This window comes from Streptomyces sp. NPDC048516 (genome assembly GCF_043199875.1).
Taxonomy (GTDB): domain Bacteria; phylum Actinomycetota; class Actinomycetes; order Streptomycetales; family Streptomycetaceae; genus Streptomyces.
In genome coordinates this window covers 128,785-145,949 of record NZ_JBICWS010000006.1, presented here as the reverse complement: position 1 = coordinate 145,949, position 17,165 = coordinate 128,785, and the positions used below count along the sequence as shown (strand labels likewise).

At 70.7% G+C, this 17,165-nt stretch carries 5 protein-coding genes; all 5 read right to left on the bottom strand.

The genetic code is table 11. The features are described 5' to 3' along the window. Positions 1-20: 20 nt before the first annotated feature. The 5 genes from ACGFR7_RS14420 to ACGFR7_RS14400 all read right to left on the bottom strand — a co-directional run bounded on the left by ACGFR7_RS14420 (position 21) and on the right by ACGFR7_RS14400 (position 17,164). Positions 21-785: a thioesterase II family protein gene (locus ACGFR7_RS14420; RefSeq protein WP_393317923.1), complete on the bottom strand. Its 765-nt coding sequence runs from the start codon at positions 783-785 to the stop codon at positions 21-23. Beyond that, positions 782-1,015, bottom strand: coding sequence for a hypothetical protein (locus ACGFR7_RS14415; RefSeq protein ID WP_393317920.1), 234 nt, complete (start codon positions 1,013-1,015; stop codon positions 782-784). The genes ACGFR7_RS14420 and ACGFR7_RS14415 overlap by 4 nt, the downstream gene beginning before the upstream one ends. 147 nt (positions 1,016-1,162) lie before the next feature. Beyond that, positions 1,163-11,857 carry an amino acid adenylation domain-containing protein gene (locus ACGFR7_RS14410; protein WP_393317918.1) on the bottom strand — a complete coding sequence of 3,565 codons (10,695 nt, stop codon included), beginning with the start codon at positions 11,855-11,857 and terminating at the stop codon, positions 1,163-1,165. Beyond that, positions 11,854-16,890, bottom strand: coding sequence for an amino acid adenylation domain-containing protein (locus tag ACGFR7_RS14405; RefSeq protein ID WP_393317916.1), 5,037 nt, complete (start codon positions 16,888-16,890; stop codon positions 11,854-11,856). The genes ACGFR7_RS14410 and ACGFR7_RS14405 overlap by 4 nt, the downstream gene beginning before the upstream one ends. A gap of 58 nt (positions 16,891-16,948) precedes the next feature. Next, positions 16,949-17,164 (bottom strand): MbtH family protein, encoded by a 216-nt coding sequence (locus tag ACGFR7_RS14400; protein ID WP_393317913.1) that lies wholly within the window; start codon positions 17,162-17,164, stop codon positions 16,949-16,951. Position 17,165: the final 1 nt, after the last annotated feature.

The window sequence follows — 17,165 nt, the reverse complement described above, 5'->3', positions numbered from 1 at the left end:
CCTAGGAAGAGCGACAGGACTTACGGTCGGTGGGCGGGGACGAGCCGGTCGGTTAACAGTTCGAGCAGCTCCTCGGTCGCGGTCTCGAGGTAGAAGTGGCCGCCGGGCAGGACGCAGACCTCGAAGCCGGAGGTCGTGTACCGCGACCAGCCCTGGGCGTCGGCGGGCGTGTTGTGGGTGTCGTCCGTGCCGACGAGGGCGGTGACGGGGCACATCAGCGGTGCGCCTGGCACGTGACGGTAGGTGTCGATGAGACGGAAGTCGCCGCGGAGCACGGGGAGGGCGACCGCGAGGAGTTCCGGTTCGGCGAGGAGGGCGGCACCGGCGCCGCCGAGTCCGCAGATGTAGCGGAGCAGTCCGTCGTCACTCCGCAACTCGGGTGCCGGCGGCCGGCACTCGTCCGGCGTCTTGCGGGCCGAGGCGAAAAGCCGCACCAGAGCAGGGCGCAGCTCGCGGGGCAGGGCGCGGGCTACCTCGTAGGCGACTGTGCCGCCCATGCTGTGGCCGAAGAAGGCCACAGGACGGTCGATGAGCGGGACGATCGCCTCGCTGATCTCCTGGACGAGAGTGGCCATGTCGGGCGCGGGGTTCTCGTCGTAGCGGTCCTGCCGCCCCGGGTACTGGACGGCGGTGACTTCCACCGAGGCCGGGAGCCCGGTCGCCCAGCTGCGGAAGGCACTGGCGGCCCCACCGGCATGGGGGAAGCAGAAGAGGCGCAACTCCGCTGCGGGGCGGGGCACGAACGTCCGGAACCAAGACGGGCGGCACGCAACGATGGTGTTCATGCGGCGGCCGCCGCTGTCGGGTCGGCGGAAGGGGCGGCGAGGCGCGTGGTGGCGGTTTCCTGTACGCAGTGGAAGGGCAACAGCCGGGCCCAGGAGGACCGGTAAGAATTCTCCTTGTGAAGAAATATCCTCTTCTCCACCGAGTAATCCGTGAAGAGGTGGATATTTCCCTTCACCTTGCTGCGCGAGGTTCGGCCGGCGCGCTCGGATTCGGCGTTCTCTGCGGTCATCGGACCTGCCTTTCTCGGACGGGGCAACGCGAAATATCAAAGAAATTCATGGGCCCGACCGACCCGTCGGGGAAACAGAAGGAAAAGCCCCGGCCGGATCACTCTCCGGCCGGGGGCTATATTTCGTCCATACGGTGCGGAAGGGGCTCAGCGGTCGATGCCGACCGCCTTCAGCACCTGAGCGCTGAACTCACCGTTCGTGAGCACCACCACTCCGCTGCCGCGGTGCAGCGACGACATGGAGACCGCCTGGTATCCGCCCGGCGAGCCGCCGTGGCCGTACTCCACGTCCTGGCCGCTGGCGTCCACGATCGTGCCCAGGCCGTAGAAGCTGGCACTGTGCGGCGTGAGCAGCTGCCGGGCGCTCTGCTGGGACAGCAGCGCCAGCGGGCGCCCCAGGGCACTACGGCGGATCTCCAGTTCCATCCGTGCCATGTCGAAGGCCGTGGTCCACAGCCCTGCGGCGGCCAGCTCCGGGTGGATCAGCCAGCCGCCCTCGGCCGTGCGGCCCTCTGCGTCGTGGCCGAGCGCCACCGGACGGCCGCAGGTCTCCGGGAAGGACTGGTCGAAGCTGCTGCCGTCCATGCCCAACGGGTCGAACACCAGACGCCGCATCAGGGCCTCGAAGGACTCGCCGGTCAGATCGGTCAGGGCCTGCTCGAGCACCGAGAAGTGGGCGTTGGACTTGTGGAACCGCTGACCCGGCGCACTCTCGCGCGTCGCGGTCTCCCGCAGCAGGGTGAGCAGGCGCGGCACGGGCTCGCCCCGCCGGACGCCTTGGCGAGGCGTCTCGGCGAATCCGGCGAGGTGGCTGAGCAGTTGCCGTACCGTGACCGGGCCGTTGGCGGACTCGGGCACCCGCCAGGCCCGCAGATAGGTGCCGGCGTCCGCGTCCAGGTCGATCAGCCCCTCGTCCACCAGCCGCAGGACCGCGACGGCAGTGACGTGCTTGCCCCAGGAGCCGGCCTGGAAGACGGTCCGCTGGGTGACATTCTCCGTGGAGCCGGCGGCGAGGGTGCCGATCCCCTCCAGGGCGACCAGTTCACCGCCCTCCGTCACCGCCAGACTCGCCCCGGGCACGCCGCATTCGGCGAGCGCGTCGAGCATGGCGCGCACGTCGACCGCTGCGGCAGCCACAGCGGACGGTGCGCCTGCTGCGGAGGTGAGCTTCGCGTCGACCGCTGCAGCCACCTCGGCGAGCGTCTCGTGCTGGTAGAGCAGGAAGAGCGACAGCGGCAGTGCTGCCCTGCGGGCGGCCGCGATCACCTGAATCACCAGGATCGAGTCCCCGCCCAGTGGGAAGAAGCCGTCGTCGCGGCCCACTCGGCCGATCCCGAGGGCCAGTGCCCAGATGTCGGCGATCGTCTGTTCGGTGGGTGTCGCGGGCGCGGTGTACGGCCGGTCCGGGGCGTCCCAGCTGTCCGGGTCGGGCAGCGCTTTGCGGTCGACCTTGCCGTTGGCGGTCAGGGGCAGGGCCTCCAGCGGCACGTACACGGACGGGATCATGGTCTCGGGGAGCGAGCGGGTCAGCAGGGAGCGCAGCGTAGCCGCCCCGGGTTCCCTGCCGCCGGCCGGAACCACATAGCCGACCAGGCTCTCCCGGCCCGTCGGGCCCCGCTTGACGGCCACCGATGCGTCCGCGACCTCGTCGAGTGCGGTCAGGGCCGCCTCGATCTCGCCGAGCTCGATGCGGACGCCGTGCAGTTTGACCTGGTGGTCGACGCGGCCGAGGAACTCGATGCTGCCGTCCTCGTTCCAGGTGGTGACGTCGCCGGTGCGGTACAGCCGTGCACCCGCCGGGCCGAAGGGGTCCGGAAGGAACCGCGAGGCGGTCAGTGCGGGCCGCCCGCCGTATCCGCGGGAGACGCCCGAGCCGCCCACGTACAGCTCGCCCGGGACACCGACCGGGACGGGCGCCATGTTCTCGTCGAGGATGTGCAGGCGGGTATTGCGGACCGTACGGCCGATCGACACCCGTGCCTCGCCGATCGGGTCGCCGGCGCGGATCACGGCGTGCGTGACATCGTCCGAGCACTCGGTCGGCCCGTAGGCGTTGACCATCGGTATGTGCGGGAAGCGGGCGAACCAGCGCCGGCACAAGTCCGGCGGCAAGGCCTCGCCCGTCACCACCAGATGGCGCAGAGCGGGCAGTTCGCAGGCCAGTGCTCCCGCGTCCCAGGCGTCCAGGGATGCTCGGAGCAGGGAGGGGACGACCTCCAGGACGGTCAGTCCCTCCTGGGAGGTGCGCCCGAAGAGCGCTATGGGGTCGACCGCGTCTTCGGCGGAGACCACCCGGACCCGGCCGCCGACGGCGAGGGCGGAGAGCATCTGCCAGACGGAGATGTCGAAGGCCAAGGAGGCGTTCTGCACCACCGCATCGGACTCGGTGATCCCCAGGTCCTCGATCTTGGCGAGCAGGTGGTTGCCCATGCCCCGCCGGTTGACCAGCACGCCCTTCGGACGGCCGGTGGAGCCGGAGGTGTAGATGACGTAGGCAAGGTTCTCCGGTGCCGCGACCGGAACGGGGTCGGTGGCCGGTCGGTCGGCCCACAGCTCGGGCCGGTCGAGCCGCACCATCTCCGCACGAATGCCCGGATCCGCCTCCCGCAGCGATTTCCACAGGGCCTCTTCGGTCAGCAGCACCGTGACGCCCGCATCCTGCACCATGTACGCCAGGCGGTCGGCCGGATATCCCGGATCGAGCGGGAGATAGGCGCCGCCCGCCTTGAGGACGGCCAGCACGGCCACGACAGTGGCCGGCGAGCGGTCGGCGCAGATGCCGACCACCGCATCCGGTCCGACACCCAGCGTGCGCAGGTAGTGCGCGAGGCGGTTGGCGGCCTCGTTGACCTGCGCGTAGCTCAGCTCCACGCCGTCGGCGACGATCGCCGGACGGCCCGGACCGCCGGCGGCGTGACGCTCGAACGCCGCCTCAGCGGCGAGCGTCTCCGGTTCGCGAAGCGTCTCCGTCCAACTGCTCAGGAGCTCCTGGTCACGTGCCGGGAGGTAGGCCGGCCGCGGGTCGCCCCGGTGGTCGCGAGCCATGGCGGCGAGCACGGCACGGTACATTCCGGCCAGCCGCTCGGTGTGCTTCCGGCTCAGCACCCGGGAATCCGCCCTGAGGTTGAGGCCCTCCCCGCCGGTGGCCACGCTCAGCGCGAACTCGGTGGTGGTCTCGCCGATGCTCGATGCCGCGTCGATCCGCTCGCTGTCGAAGACCCGCAGATCATGGTAATTGAACAGCACATCGATCTGTCGACGGCCGCTTCCGGAGTCGCGCTGGATGGCTGCCATCGGATAACGGCGGTGCGGCCACAGCTCGGTCTCCCGGCTGAACACCTGCTGCACCAGCTCGTCCCAGCTGCGGGCCGTCCGGTCGTACGGGAACGGCAGCGTATTGAGGTACATGCCCAGCACCCGGTCCGCGCCCAACACTTCAGGGCGGGCGTCGCAGACCAGCCCGGTGTGAAAGGACTCTTCCTGGGTGAGCTGGCTCATCACCTTGAGGTGGGCTGCCAGCAGCACGCTTTTGAGCGAGACGCGGCTGCGGGAGGCGAAGGCACGTAACGGCTGTTCCAGGTCGGTGAGTTTGACCGACACCACATGGGTGCGCTGCCCGCCCTCCTCACCCCATCCTGCAGGCAGGGCAAGCGGGGCGTACCGCTGGGTGATGGACCGCCAGTAGGCACGGTCTTCGCCCGCTGCGAGCGACTGGAGTTCTCCGGCCACGAAGTCGGCGTACCGGACCGGCGGTGCCTGGTAGGGCTCCGATGCCGCTCCCTCACGCAGCTGCCGGTAGCAGTCGACCAGCTCGGTGACCAGCGCGAACTGTCCCCAGCCCTGGGTGATCGCGTGGGGCTGGCTGAAGGTCACCCGCCAGGCCGTGTCGCTCTCCAGGTGCGCTGAGACCCGCAGCAGGGGAGCGGTGGCGGGATCGAAGCGGTCGGCCCGCTCGGCGGCAAGGAATCCGTTCAGCTCGGCGGCCTGCGCTGTCTCGGTGAGCCCGCGCAGGTCGACGACGCGTACCGGCACCTCGACATCCTTGTGCACCAGCTGCATCGGTACGGAGTGGCCGGTCAGGTCGAACGAGGTGCGCAGCACATCGTGGCGGGTCGTGACCACGTCGACGGCCTTCCGCAGCGCCTCCTCGGAGAACGGGCGGTCGTCCCGGACCCGGATGGAGACAGCCTGGTGGTAGTTGCTGCCTTCGGTATCCGCGAGCATCTCCACCAGCATGCCGAGCTGGAGCTGCGAGGCGGGGTAGGCGTCGGAGAGCCCGGCCGGCAGCCCGGCCCGGTCCTCCTCCGTGACGAGGGCGAAGGGCTCGACGGCGGCGATGCCACCGCTCAGTGTCGGCCGGGTGGCGGCGGTCTCCGCGAGCCCGGCCACCGTGCGGTGCTCGAAGACGTCGCGGACGGCGACGTCGTAGCCGGCGGCGCGCAGCGATCCGACCAGGTTGATGGCCCGCAGAGAGTCGCCGGCGAGGTCGAAGAAGGAGTCCTCGACCCCGACCCGATCCACGCCCAGCACCTTTGCCCATAGGGCGGCCATGCCCTCTTCCGCCGGTGTGCGGGGGGCGAGGTAGCCGCTCGTGGCCAGTGCTTCCTGGGCGGGGGCGGGCAGGGAGTTACGGTCGACCTTGCCCGCGGTGTTCAAGGGCAGCGCGTCGAGGGTGACGAACGCGGACGGCAGCATGGCGTCGGGAAGGACACCGGCCAGTTCGCGACGGAGCGCGCGGGGTTCGGGAGCGGTGCTGTCGGCCGGCACGACGTACGCCACGAGCCGCTTGTCGCCGGGAGTGTCCTCGCGGACGGTCACGGCGGCCTGCGCGACCTGCTTCAGCCGGGCCAGCGCGGCCTCGATCTCACCGGGCTCGATCCGCACCCCGCGGATCTTGACCTGGTCGTCGACCCGCCCGTTGTAGAGGTAGCTGCCATCGGGGCGGATGCGCACGATGTCACCGGTGCGGTAGAGACGGGCTCCCGGGGTGTTGCCGAACGGGTCGGGCACGAAGTGCGCCGCCGTCCGCCCCGGCATGCCCCGATAGCCATGGGCCAGGCCCGCACCGCCGATGTAGAGCTCGCCTGGGGCGCCGACGGGCACCGGGCGCATCCGGCCGTCCAGCACATAGGTGGTCGTGTTGGCGATCGGCCTGCCGATCGAGACGTCCTCGGAGCCCTGCGGCACCTCCCACAGCATCGACCAGATCGTCGTCTCGGTGGGGCCGTACACATTGACCAGTCGGCCGACGGCGGACCGCAGTTCGCGGGCCAGCCCGGCCGACAGTGCTTCGCCGCCGACCAGAGCGGTGAGACCGGCGCCGCCCTCGAAGCCCGACCTCAGAAGCAGGTTCCAGGCGGAGGGTGTCGCCTGGACGTGGGTGACACCGTGCGTCGCGACGACCCCGCCGAGCGCGGCACCGTCCTTGGTCGCCATGCTGTCGGCCAGTACCAGCCGGCCACCGGTGACCAGCGGAAGGAACAGTTCCAGACCGGAAATGTCGAAGGAGACCGAGGTGAGGGAGAGCCACACGTCGGATCCGGTGGAGCCGAGCTCCTCCTTCATGGACAACAGCAGGTTGGTGAGCGCCCGGTGCCCCACACCGACACCTTTGGGACGGCCGGTGGAACCGCTGGTGTAAAGGGTGTAGGCGAGATCGTCGGCAGTCGCCGGGGCCTCCCCCGCGTCGGGGGCGTGCGGCCATGGCGCATCCGTCAGGAGCCGCCGTCCTTCGAAGACCCCGTCCAGCGCGGCCGCGTGCACGGAGTCGGTGACGACCAGGACCGCCTGTGCGTCGGCGAGCACATGACGCATGCGCATGCCAGGGAAGGACGGGTCCAGGGGCACATACGAGCCGCCTGCCTTCCACACGCCCAGCATCGCGGCGACGAGCTCCGGTGTCCGGTCCAGCAGCAGACCGATCACGGCCCCGGGGCCCGTGCCCATGGCGTGCAGCTGCGCCGCGTACGCGTCAGAGCGCTCGCTCAACCATCCGTAGCTCAGCAGGCGGTCGCCGTCTACGAGGGCTACCGCGTTCGGGGCGGCGGCTGCGTGCGCCTCGAACAGCGCGTGGACCGGGGCGGGGTCGCGCTCCACGGCCGTGTCGTTCCACGAGCGGAGGAGCAGGGCGCGCTCGCCGTCGGACAGCAGGTCGGCCGTGGCGTCGCCGTCGGGGTCGGCGGCCATCGACTCCAGCACCACCCGGTACATCGCCACCATGCGCTCGGCGTTGGCCCGGTTCACATGGTGGGAGTCGGCGGTCACGATGATGTGGCCGAGGCGGGAGGAGACGGTGAGCGGGAACTCCGACGGGCTGTCGTCGATGCCGCCCTCGTGGTCCACGAGTCCGGCATCGACCTGCCGGAAGTCCTGGTAGTTGAAGTAAACGTCGATCAGACGCCGCGAGCCGCCCCACTGGCGCTGGATCGCGGCCATCGGATAACGGCGGTGCGGCCACAGGCCGACCTCACGGTCGAAGACCTGTTGCACCAGCTCGCGCCAGGTGCGGGCCGAGCGGTCGTGGGCGAAGGGAAGGGTGTTGAGGTACATGCCCAGTACCCGGTCCGCGCCGAGGATTTCGGGACGGGCGTCACAGACCAGACCGGTGTGGAAGGCTGCGTCGCCGGTGAGCCGTCCCATAACGGTCAGGTGTGCGGCGACCATCACGCTCTTCAGTGAGGTCTTCGCCCGGGCGGCCAGCGCCCGTAGTCCCTCCTCCAGGTCGGTCCAGACGATCGCCGCCTGCACGGTCTCCCTGGGCAGCGACGCGCTGTCCCCCCAGCCCTCGGGCAGCCGCAGCGGTGCGTGTTGCTCGACGATGCCCTGCCAGTAGGAACGGTCCTTCTCCGAGTCCAGCGCCTCTAGTTCGCCGGCGACGAAGTCGGCGAAGCGCACGTCGGGGGCGTCGAAGGGTTCGGGCTCCCGGCCGTCCCGCAGTGCTCGGTAGCACTGCACCAGCTCCATCAGCAGCGAGTGGTGGCCCCAGCCCTCCAGGACGGGGTGGCACTCGGTGACCGAGATCCACCAGCCCTCGTCGTCGTCCGTCAGGTGGGCGAAGAAGCGCATCAGTCCGGGTACGGACAGGTCGAAGACGTCGGCACGCTCGCCGGCGGTGTACTCGCGCAGCGCGGCATCCACGGCGGCCGCATCCAGCCCGGAGAGGTCCTGCCAGCCCATCGGCATCTCGGCCATGGCGTGCACCAGTTGCAGGGGCCGTGAGTAGCCGGTCAGCTCCAGGGAGGTGCGCAGGACTTCGTGGCGGGAAGTGACGAGCCGGCCGGCCTCCAGGAATGCCTCGGGGGCGAAGGGTTTGTCGTCGTGGAGCCGGAAGGTGGAAACGTTGTGGTACAGGTTGCGGCTGGTGTCGGACAGCATCTCGACGACCATGCCCAGCTGCATCTGGGACAGGGGGTAGGCATCAGTGACGCCGGCCGGCAGCGCAGCCCTGTCCTCCTCGTCGAGCAGGGCAAAGGGCTCGACCGTGCGCCGGCCGGAGGCGAGTGCCGGACGGCCGGTGGCCGCCTCGGTGAGCTGGGCGACCGTGCGGAAGTCGAAGACGTCACGGACCGCCACGTCGTATCCGGCGGCGCGCAGCTCGCCCACCAGGGCGATGGCACGGATGGAGTCGCCGCCGAGGTCGAAGAAGGAGTCCTCGACACCGACCTGCTCGGTACCCAGCACCGCGCTCCACACGGCTACCATGCGCCCTTCCGCCGGTGTGCGGGGGGCGATGCAGGTGCCGTTCCCGCGCAGGGCCGTGAGGTCGGGCGCAGGCAGGGCCCGGTGATCGAGCTTGCCGTTGACGGTCAGCGGGATGCGGTCGAGCGTGACGAAGGCGGCCGGCAGCATGTATTCCGGCAGCGTCCTGCGCAACAGCGTGCGCAACTCGCCGGCCGGCGGGACCGTTTCGCCCGGGGATGCGACGAGGTAGCCGACGAGCTTCCGGTCGCCGGGCGCGTCCTCTCGGACCCGGACGACCGCGTCGGCGAGGGCGGAGTGCTGGAGCAGGGCATGGGCGATCTCGCCGAGTTCGATCCGATAGCCGCGGATCTTGACCTGGTTGTCGATGCGGCCGATGAATTCCAGGCTTCCGTCCGCCCGGCGCCGCGCGGCGTCACCGCTTCGGTAGAGTCGGGAGCCGTCCTGGGCGAAGGGGTTGGGTACGAAGCGCTCGGCGGTCAGGCCGGGCCGGTTCAGATAGCCGCGGGCGACTCCGGGGCCCCCGACGTGGATCTCGCCCGGCACCCCAACAGGAACCGGGTTTCCCGCGCCGTCCAGGAGGTACACCGAAAGGTCGCTGAGCGGATAGCCCACCCGGTTTCCCGAGAGCGGCGCAAAGTCCTCCTCCTCGATGCAGTAGTAGGTGGTGTGCACAGTGGTCTCGGTGATCCCGTACATGTTGACCAGGTCCGGGCCGTGCTGCCCGACGCGGTCCAGCCAGGGGCGCAGCTCGGCCACCTCCAGCTTCTCGCCTGCGAAGACGATGGCGCGCAGCGCGAGTTCGTCGATCCGTTCGTCTCCGGAACCCGCGGCCGCCACCAGGGAGCGGAAGGCGGTGGGCGTCTGGGAGAGGACGGTCACCCGCTGCTGGACGAGCAGATCGATGAAGTCCGAGGGGGAGCGGGTGACCTCGTGTGCGACGACCACGAGCCGGCCGCCGTACAGCAGGGCGCCCCACATCTCGAAGACGGATACGTCGAAGGCGTAGGAGTGGAACATCGTCCACACGTCGTCGGGGCCGAAGCCGTAGTGCTCGTCGGCGGTGGTCATCAGGCGCAGCACGTTGCGGTGCGAGAGGACGACGCCCTTGGGGCGGCCGGTCGAGCCCGAGGTGTAGATGACGTAGATGACGGCGTCGGGCCCGGCGAGGGGGGCCGGGTCCGACGCCGGGCGGGCGGCGATCCGGGCGGCGTCCTGCTCGCCGTCCAGCAGCACCAGCTCGCCGTCGTGGGCGCCGTCGAGCGCGGTGGCCGTGGCGGTGGAGGCCACGACGATCCCGGCCCCGGCGTCAGCGATGACGTAGCCGAGCCGGTCGGTGGGGTTGGCCGGGTCCAGCGGGAGGTATCCGGCGCCCGACTTGAGGATGCCCAGCAGGGCGGGCAGCAGCTCGATGCCCCGCTCCAGGCAGAGGCCGACGAGGGTCTCCGGCCCCGCGCCGAGCTCGCGCAGGTGGTGGGCGAGCCGGTTGGCCCGTTCGTTGACCTCCCGGTAGGTGAGCGAGGTGCTGCCTGCCGTGACGGCGACGGCGTCGGGGGTGGCTGCCGCCTGCTCCTCGAAGACCTGGTGCACGCAGCGGTCCGCCGGGGCGGCGGGCCGCTGTCCGTCGAGGGCGCCGGTGACCACCGCGTACTCGGCATCGTCCATCAGAGGGAGCCGGGACACGGGCAGGTCCGGCGTCTTTGTGGCGCCGTCGAGCAAACGCAGCAGGTGACGGACCATGCGATGGGCGGTCGCACGGTCGAAGAGGGCGGTGGCGTAGTTGAGCGCGCCGCCGAAAGAGCCGTCGGCGGCTTCCTCGATCTGCAGCGTGAGGTCGCATTTGGCGACCTCGTCCCTGCGTGCGTACGGCTCGACGGTCAGGCCCGGAAGGGCGAACGCATCCAGGCGCTGCTCGTGCAGGGTGAAGGCAACCTGGTGCAGCGGGGTGCGGGACATGTCGCGCTCGGGCTGCAGCTCGTCCACCAGCCGAGCGAAGGGCATCTCCTGGTGGTCGAACGCGTCCAGCACGGTGTCCCTGGAGCGCTCCAGCAGTTCGGCGAAGCCGGGATCACCGTCCCATGCGCCACGCAGCACCAGGGTGTTGATGCCGTAGCCGATGAGCTGCTGGAGCTCGGGACGGTGGCGGCCGGAGACGACCGTGCCGACCGAGACGTCGGGCTGCCCGGTGTACCGGGAGACCAGCACGTGGAAGGCGGTCAGCAGTACGGCGAACGGAGTGGTGCCGTGGGTGGCGGCCAGCCGGCGGACCCGGCCTGACAGGTCCTCAGGGAAGCGGATGGGGACGTCGGAGCCGGCGGAGTCGCGGAGGGCGGGGCGCGGCCGGTCGGTGGGAAGCTCGGTGGGTTGTGCGCCGGAGAGTGCGTCGCGCCAGTGGGCAAGCTGCCGTTCCATTTCGGGACCGGCCAGCCGCTGCTGCTGCCAGGTGGCGAAGTCGGCGTACTGCAGGGCGAGCGGGGCCAGCCCGTCGGGCACGCCCTGCACGCACGCGGTGTAGGCCTGACTGAGCTCGGATGCGAAGATCCGGGTGGACCACGCGTCGCAGGCGATGTGGTGGAAGACGACGGCCAGCACGTGGTCGTCGGCTGCGAGCCGGATCAGCCGGGCCCGGACCGGCCATTCGGCAGCGAGGTCGAAGGGCGTGGTGACCTCGTTCTGGATCAGCTCGGCGGTGATCTGCTCGCGGTGCGAGGACGGATCACCGGTCAAGTCGTCCAACAGGACGGCAGGTTGGTTGTCCTCGGGGGTGTCCACGATCTGTACGGGCTCGTGCCCGTTCAGCCCGTACCGGGTACGCAGGATCTCGTGCCGGCCGAGCACCCGCTGCCAGGCCGTCTCGATCGCGGCCGTGTCGAGGGTGCCGCGCAGCCGCAGCACCATCGGGACCAGGTACTCGCAGCTGTCCGGCTCCAGGCGGCTGTGGAACCACATCTGCTGCTGTCCGGCGGACAGGGGCAGAGGCGCGGTGCGGTCGGCGCACGGGATTCCGCCGGGGCGGCCGTCGTTTTGTGGGTTGCGCCGGCCGGCGAGACGGCGGCGCAGCAGCTCGGCCCGGAGTGTGTCCGCGCCCTTCCCCGTGGCCTCCGCGGCCTTCCCCGCAGCCTGGGCGCTCTCCTGGATGCTCATGCGGTCTGCTCCTCCAGCAGCTCGGCGTCCGACATCTGGTCGATTTCGGCTCGGATACGGCACTCGACGGCGTGGGCCAGGCCGGCGATGGTCGGGTGGGCGAAGACCTCACGCACCGGCAGCGCGATCGCGTACTCGGCCTGGATCGCCGCGATCACCCGGATCGCGAGGATCGAGTTGCCGCCGGACTCGAAGAAGTTGTCGTGAACTCCGACACGGTTGCCCAGCAGCTCCGTCCAGAACGCGGCGATGTTCTCCTGCAGGGGGCCCTCCGGCTCATCGCCCTCCTTCTCGGCGACGGACTCCGGGACGGGCAGCGCGGCCCGGTCGACCTTGCCGTTGGCGTTCAGCGGTATGGCGTCAAGAGCCGTGAAGCTTGCGGGCACGAGGTAGTCCGGCAGCCGCTCCGCGCAGTGGGCGGCCAGAACGTGCGCGGGAACCGGGGCCGCAGCGGGGACGACGTATCCGGCCAGGCGCACAGCGCCGGGACCGTCCGTCCGGGCGATCACCACTGCGTCCCGGACATCCGGGTGCGCGGCGAGCACGGCCTGGGCCTCGCCCGGTTCCACGCGGTAGCCGCGGATCTTCACCTGCTGGTCCGTGCGGCCCAGGAACTCCACGTCTCCTGCGGGCAGCCGGCGCACCAGGTCCCCGGTGCGGTACAGGCGGGCGCCGGGCACGGTGCCGAACGGGTCGGGGACGAAGCGCTCCGCCGTGAGCTGCGGACGGCCCGCGTAGCCACGGGCCACCCCGGTGCCGCCCACATAGAGTTCGCCGACGGCACCTGGCGGCACCGGTCGCTGGCACGCGTCGAGCAGGTACATCGCCATGCCGGGCAGCGGGCGCCCGATGGGCATCACCGCCCCCGGCTCGGTAGCCGTCACCGGGTAGGTGCAGGTGCCCACCGACGCCTCCGTCGGTCCGTACTCGTTGACCACGCGGCCTTCGCCCAGCCAGTCCGCCCACTGCCGGGCGAGCGGACCGGGCAGCGCTTCGCCCGCCACCACGATCACTCCGGCGAGCGTGGCCGCCTGCGCGGGTGTGATCTGCTGGGTGAGGATGTCCAGATGGCCGGGGGTGAGCTTCAGGAAGCTGTACGGACCGGCTGCGGTCAGCCGCGCGCCCAGCTCGGAGAGGTCCGTCTCCTGCGGCAGGACCACCACGCGCTGCCCGGCCAGCAGCGGCGCCCAGACGTTCGGCACCGCCAGGTCGAAGGCGACGGACGAGAAGACGGCGCTGCCTCCGGTGCCGCGCGAGACCAGCTCGGACACGGCCCAGTTCAGGTGGTTGGCCAGGCCCCGGTGCGGCACGGCCACGCCCTTGGGGCGGCCCGTGGAGCCCGAGGTGTAGATGACATACGCCAGCCGGTCCAGGTCGGCGGGCACACCGATGGGCGTCGAGGGGCGGGCCGAGACAGCCGCGGCGTCCGTGGTGTCGGTGACGACGATTTTGCCGTCGTAACCGGCCGCGAAGCGCCCTGCGTGGGCCGAGGTCGTCATAACGACCGGGGTCCCCGCGTCGGCGGCCATGCCGGCCACCCTCTCCGCCGGCCAGGCCGGGTCCATGGGGATGTACGCGCCGCCCGCCTTCCAGACGGCCAGCAGTGTGGCGATCAGCTCCGCGCCCCGATCCAGCAGCACACCGACCTGGGACTCCGGACCGACCCCCAGCGAACGCAGATGGTGCGCAAGCCGGTTGGCCCGCATGTCCAGTGCGGCATACGTCACCTCCACGCCGTCCTCGACGACGGCCACCGCGTCCGGAGTGGCCTGCGCCTGGCGCTCGAAAACCGAGTGCACGGCGGCGGTCACCGGCTCTGCGGGGGTGGTCGCTTCGCCCAGCAGCTGGCCCCGCTCCTCGGCGGAGAGCAACTCCACTTCCTCCAGGAGGACGTCAGGGTCCGCGGCGACGGCGGCCAGCAGACGCTGGAAGCGGTGCGTGAGCGCCACGACGGTGCCGGCGTCGAACAGTGCGGTCGCATACTCCAGGCTGCCGAACATCGTGCCGTCGTCGTGCCGGCGCATATAGAGGGTCAGGTCTGTGTGAGCCAGCCCCCACGTCTCCTGGAGCGTCTTGACGTCCTCCGGCTGTTCGACCGCACCGTTGAACGACTCGTCGTGCAGGTCGAACGCCACCTGGTAGAGCGGCGTACGGGACAGGTCGCGCTCCGGGGCCATCTCCTCCACGAGGCGCTCGAAGGGCAGCGCTTGGTGTGCGAAGGCCTCGCGGGTGGTCTCCTTGACGCGCTCCAGCGCCTGGCTGAAGGACCGCTTCCCGTCCAGCGCGCAGCGCAGCACGAGGCTGTTGAGGAAGAAGCCGACGACATTCTCGGTCTCCGCCCGGTCGCGCCCGGCCACCGGAGTGCCCACCGGCACGTCCCACTGGTTTCCGTGCCTGGCCAGTAGCGCCGCGAAGGCCGTCAACATGGTGGCGAAGGGCGTGGCGCCGTGCCGCTTCCCGAGACCGGTGAGGGAGCTCACGACCGGCGCCGGCACCGAGAAGTGGACTGCCGAGCCACGGCCGTCGCGCACGGCCGCACGTGGCCGGTCCGTGGGCAGCTCCAGGGGAGTGCTGCCCGCCAGGACGCCGCGCCAGTGATCCAGTTCGGCGGCCAGCACCTCTTCGGTCAGCTGCGCCCGCTGCCATACCGCGTAATCGGCGTAGCCCAGCTTCACCTCGGGCAGGCCGTCGTCCGTACGGCCATGACGGTAGGCATGGAGCAGTTGATAGAACTCGCGCTCAAGGATGGCCGAGGACCAGCCGTCGGTGGTGATGTGGTGCATGGCGACAACGACGATCTGATCGCCGCCGTGGATGCGGACGAACACCGCACGCAGCAGCGGCCCGTTCCCGAGGTCAAATCCCCTCCCGAACTCCTCCTTGAGCAGCGCGGTGAACTCCTCCCGGCTCGCGTGCAGGTGGCGCAGGTCCACGCGGTGCGGTTCGGCGATGAACTGCGCGGATTCTCCGTCGATGACGGCATAGCGGGTGCGTAGCGCCTCGTGCCGCTCCACGAGGGTGTTGAGCGCGCGTTGGACATGGATGGTCCGGGTGCCGTCCGACACCTTGAGGAACATGCCGGCCACCCACTCGGCGCTCTGCGGGTTCATCTGGTCCAGGAACCACAGGCGGCGCTGGCCGAAAGAGAGCGGCAGCGGTCCACCGTCACGGGGGACCCGCATCACCGGGACGTCGGCGGCGCTTGCGGACGTCTCCTCAGGCGCGAGCAGCCGGGCCTGGGCCTCGACCGTGGTTGCGGTGAACAGGTCGCGCAGTGGGATCTGCTGCCCGGAGGCGGTGCGCAGCTTGTGGGTGAGGCGGGTCAACTGCAGCGAGGTGCCGCCGAGGTGGAAGAAGTCGTCGTCGAGGCCGATGTCCTCCGCGTTCAGCAGTTCCTGCCAGGCGTGGACGATCAGTTGCTCGGCGGCGGTGCGTGGAGCCCGGTGGGCGGGGCGGTACTCCTTGCTGAGGGACTCGGGCGCGGGCAGCGCCGAGCGGTCGACCTTGCCGTTGACGGTCAGCGGGAACGCATCGAGGCGTAGGAAGACAGCGGGGACATGGGTGTCGGGCAGGCGTTCACGGAGAAATGCGCGCAGCCCGGCGAGGACGCCGGCCGAGTCGGCGGTGAAGTACCCCGCCAGCCGTTTGGCGCCGTCGGCTCCGGTGAATGCGGTGACGACCGCGCCGCTGATGCCCGGGTGTGCCGACAGCGCGCTCTCCACCTCGCTCGGCTCGATGCGGACACCGTTGATCTTCACCTGGTGGTCGATGCGGCCCAGGTACTCCAGCACTCCATCCCCGCGCCAGCGCACCTTGTCCCCTGTGCGGTAGAGCCGGGAGCCGTCCTTGGCGTACGGGTCGGGCACGAAACGCTCGGCGGTCTGCTCCGGGCTGCCGAGGTAGCCGCGTGCCACGCCCAGGCCACCGGCGTAGAGCTCGCCCGGGATGCCGACGGCGGCCGGCTTGCCGGACTCGTCGGCGACGAGCACCCGCAGGCCGGGGATCGGGCGGCCGATCGGCACCGGTCCGGAGGTCTGCGCGGGGTCGAAGCGGTGGGCGGTAACGTCGATGGAGCACTCGGTGGGGCCGTAGGTGTTCCAGATCTCCAGTTCCGGGCGACCGGCAGCGGCACCCTCGGCGGAGAGGCGGCGCAGCACGCGCTGGGCCAGTTCGGCCTGCAGCGGCTCACCGGCGGAGAAGAGCAGCCGCAGCCGGGCGCAGTCCTGCCAGCCGTCTGCATCGGCCAGCATTTGCAGTACGGAGGGCACCACCTGAAGGACGGTCACCCGCTGTTCCGCGACGGTGCGCAGCATGAGTGCGGCGTCGCGTTCGGCTCCTGCTGGGGCGAGGACGACGGCTCCGCCGATGACGAGCGGCGCGAAGACCTCCCAGACATGGGCGTCGAAGGTGACTGCGGTCTTGTGCAGTACGCGGTCCTCGGCGGAGAGACGGTGAGCATCGGTGGCCCAGGCGATGCGGTTGCCGATGCCCTCATGGCTGATCACCACGCCCTTGGGGGTGCCGGTGGAACCTGAGGTGTAGATGACGTACGCGGCGTCCTGCGGGCCGGCTCCGCTCTCGGGCATGTGCCCGGGCCGCAGGGTCAATGCAGCGTCGAGGGCCGCGAGTTCCAGCGGCTCGGCTTCGGATTCGTCGGCCACAGCGGCCGACGCCGCGTCGGTGACCACCACGCGGGCCCCTGCCGCGCGGAGCATCCACGCGGAGCGTTGCCGGGGCTGGGCAGGGTCGAGTGGCAGATATCCCGCTCCCGCACGCCATACCGCGAGCAGCGTGCTGATCAGGTCGGCGGTGCGGGGCAGGCATACACCGACCACCGAGCCGGGGCCTACGCCCATGTCGTGCAGGTGGTGGGCGAGGCGGTTGGCACGGATGTCGAGCTCGGCGTAGGTGATCTCCTGCCGGCCTTCGACGACGGCTACAGCCTCCGGAGTCAGCGCCGCGCGGCGGGCGACGAGTTCGTGGGCCAGGTGGGGCTCGTGGGTGGAGGTGCCCGTTCGCGACTCGGGAATCATGTGGCTGGTGCTCCTCGTTGACGGTCGGCGACGATCGTTGCGTGCTCGTCAGGCGGAATCAGTTCGCGGCGGCGTCCATGCGGAGTCGCAGGCTCAGCGGGCGCATGTCCGTCCACACCTCGCCGATGTGGGCCAGGCACTCCTCGCGGGTGCCCTCGGTGCCCTCGGCACGCCAGCCGACGGGCAGATCTCGGTCGGCCCACCAGATCGAGTACTGCTCCTCGTGGTTGAGCACGACGCGGTAGGCGGGGGCGCTGATCTCAGCAGCGGGCATG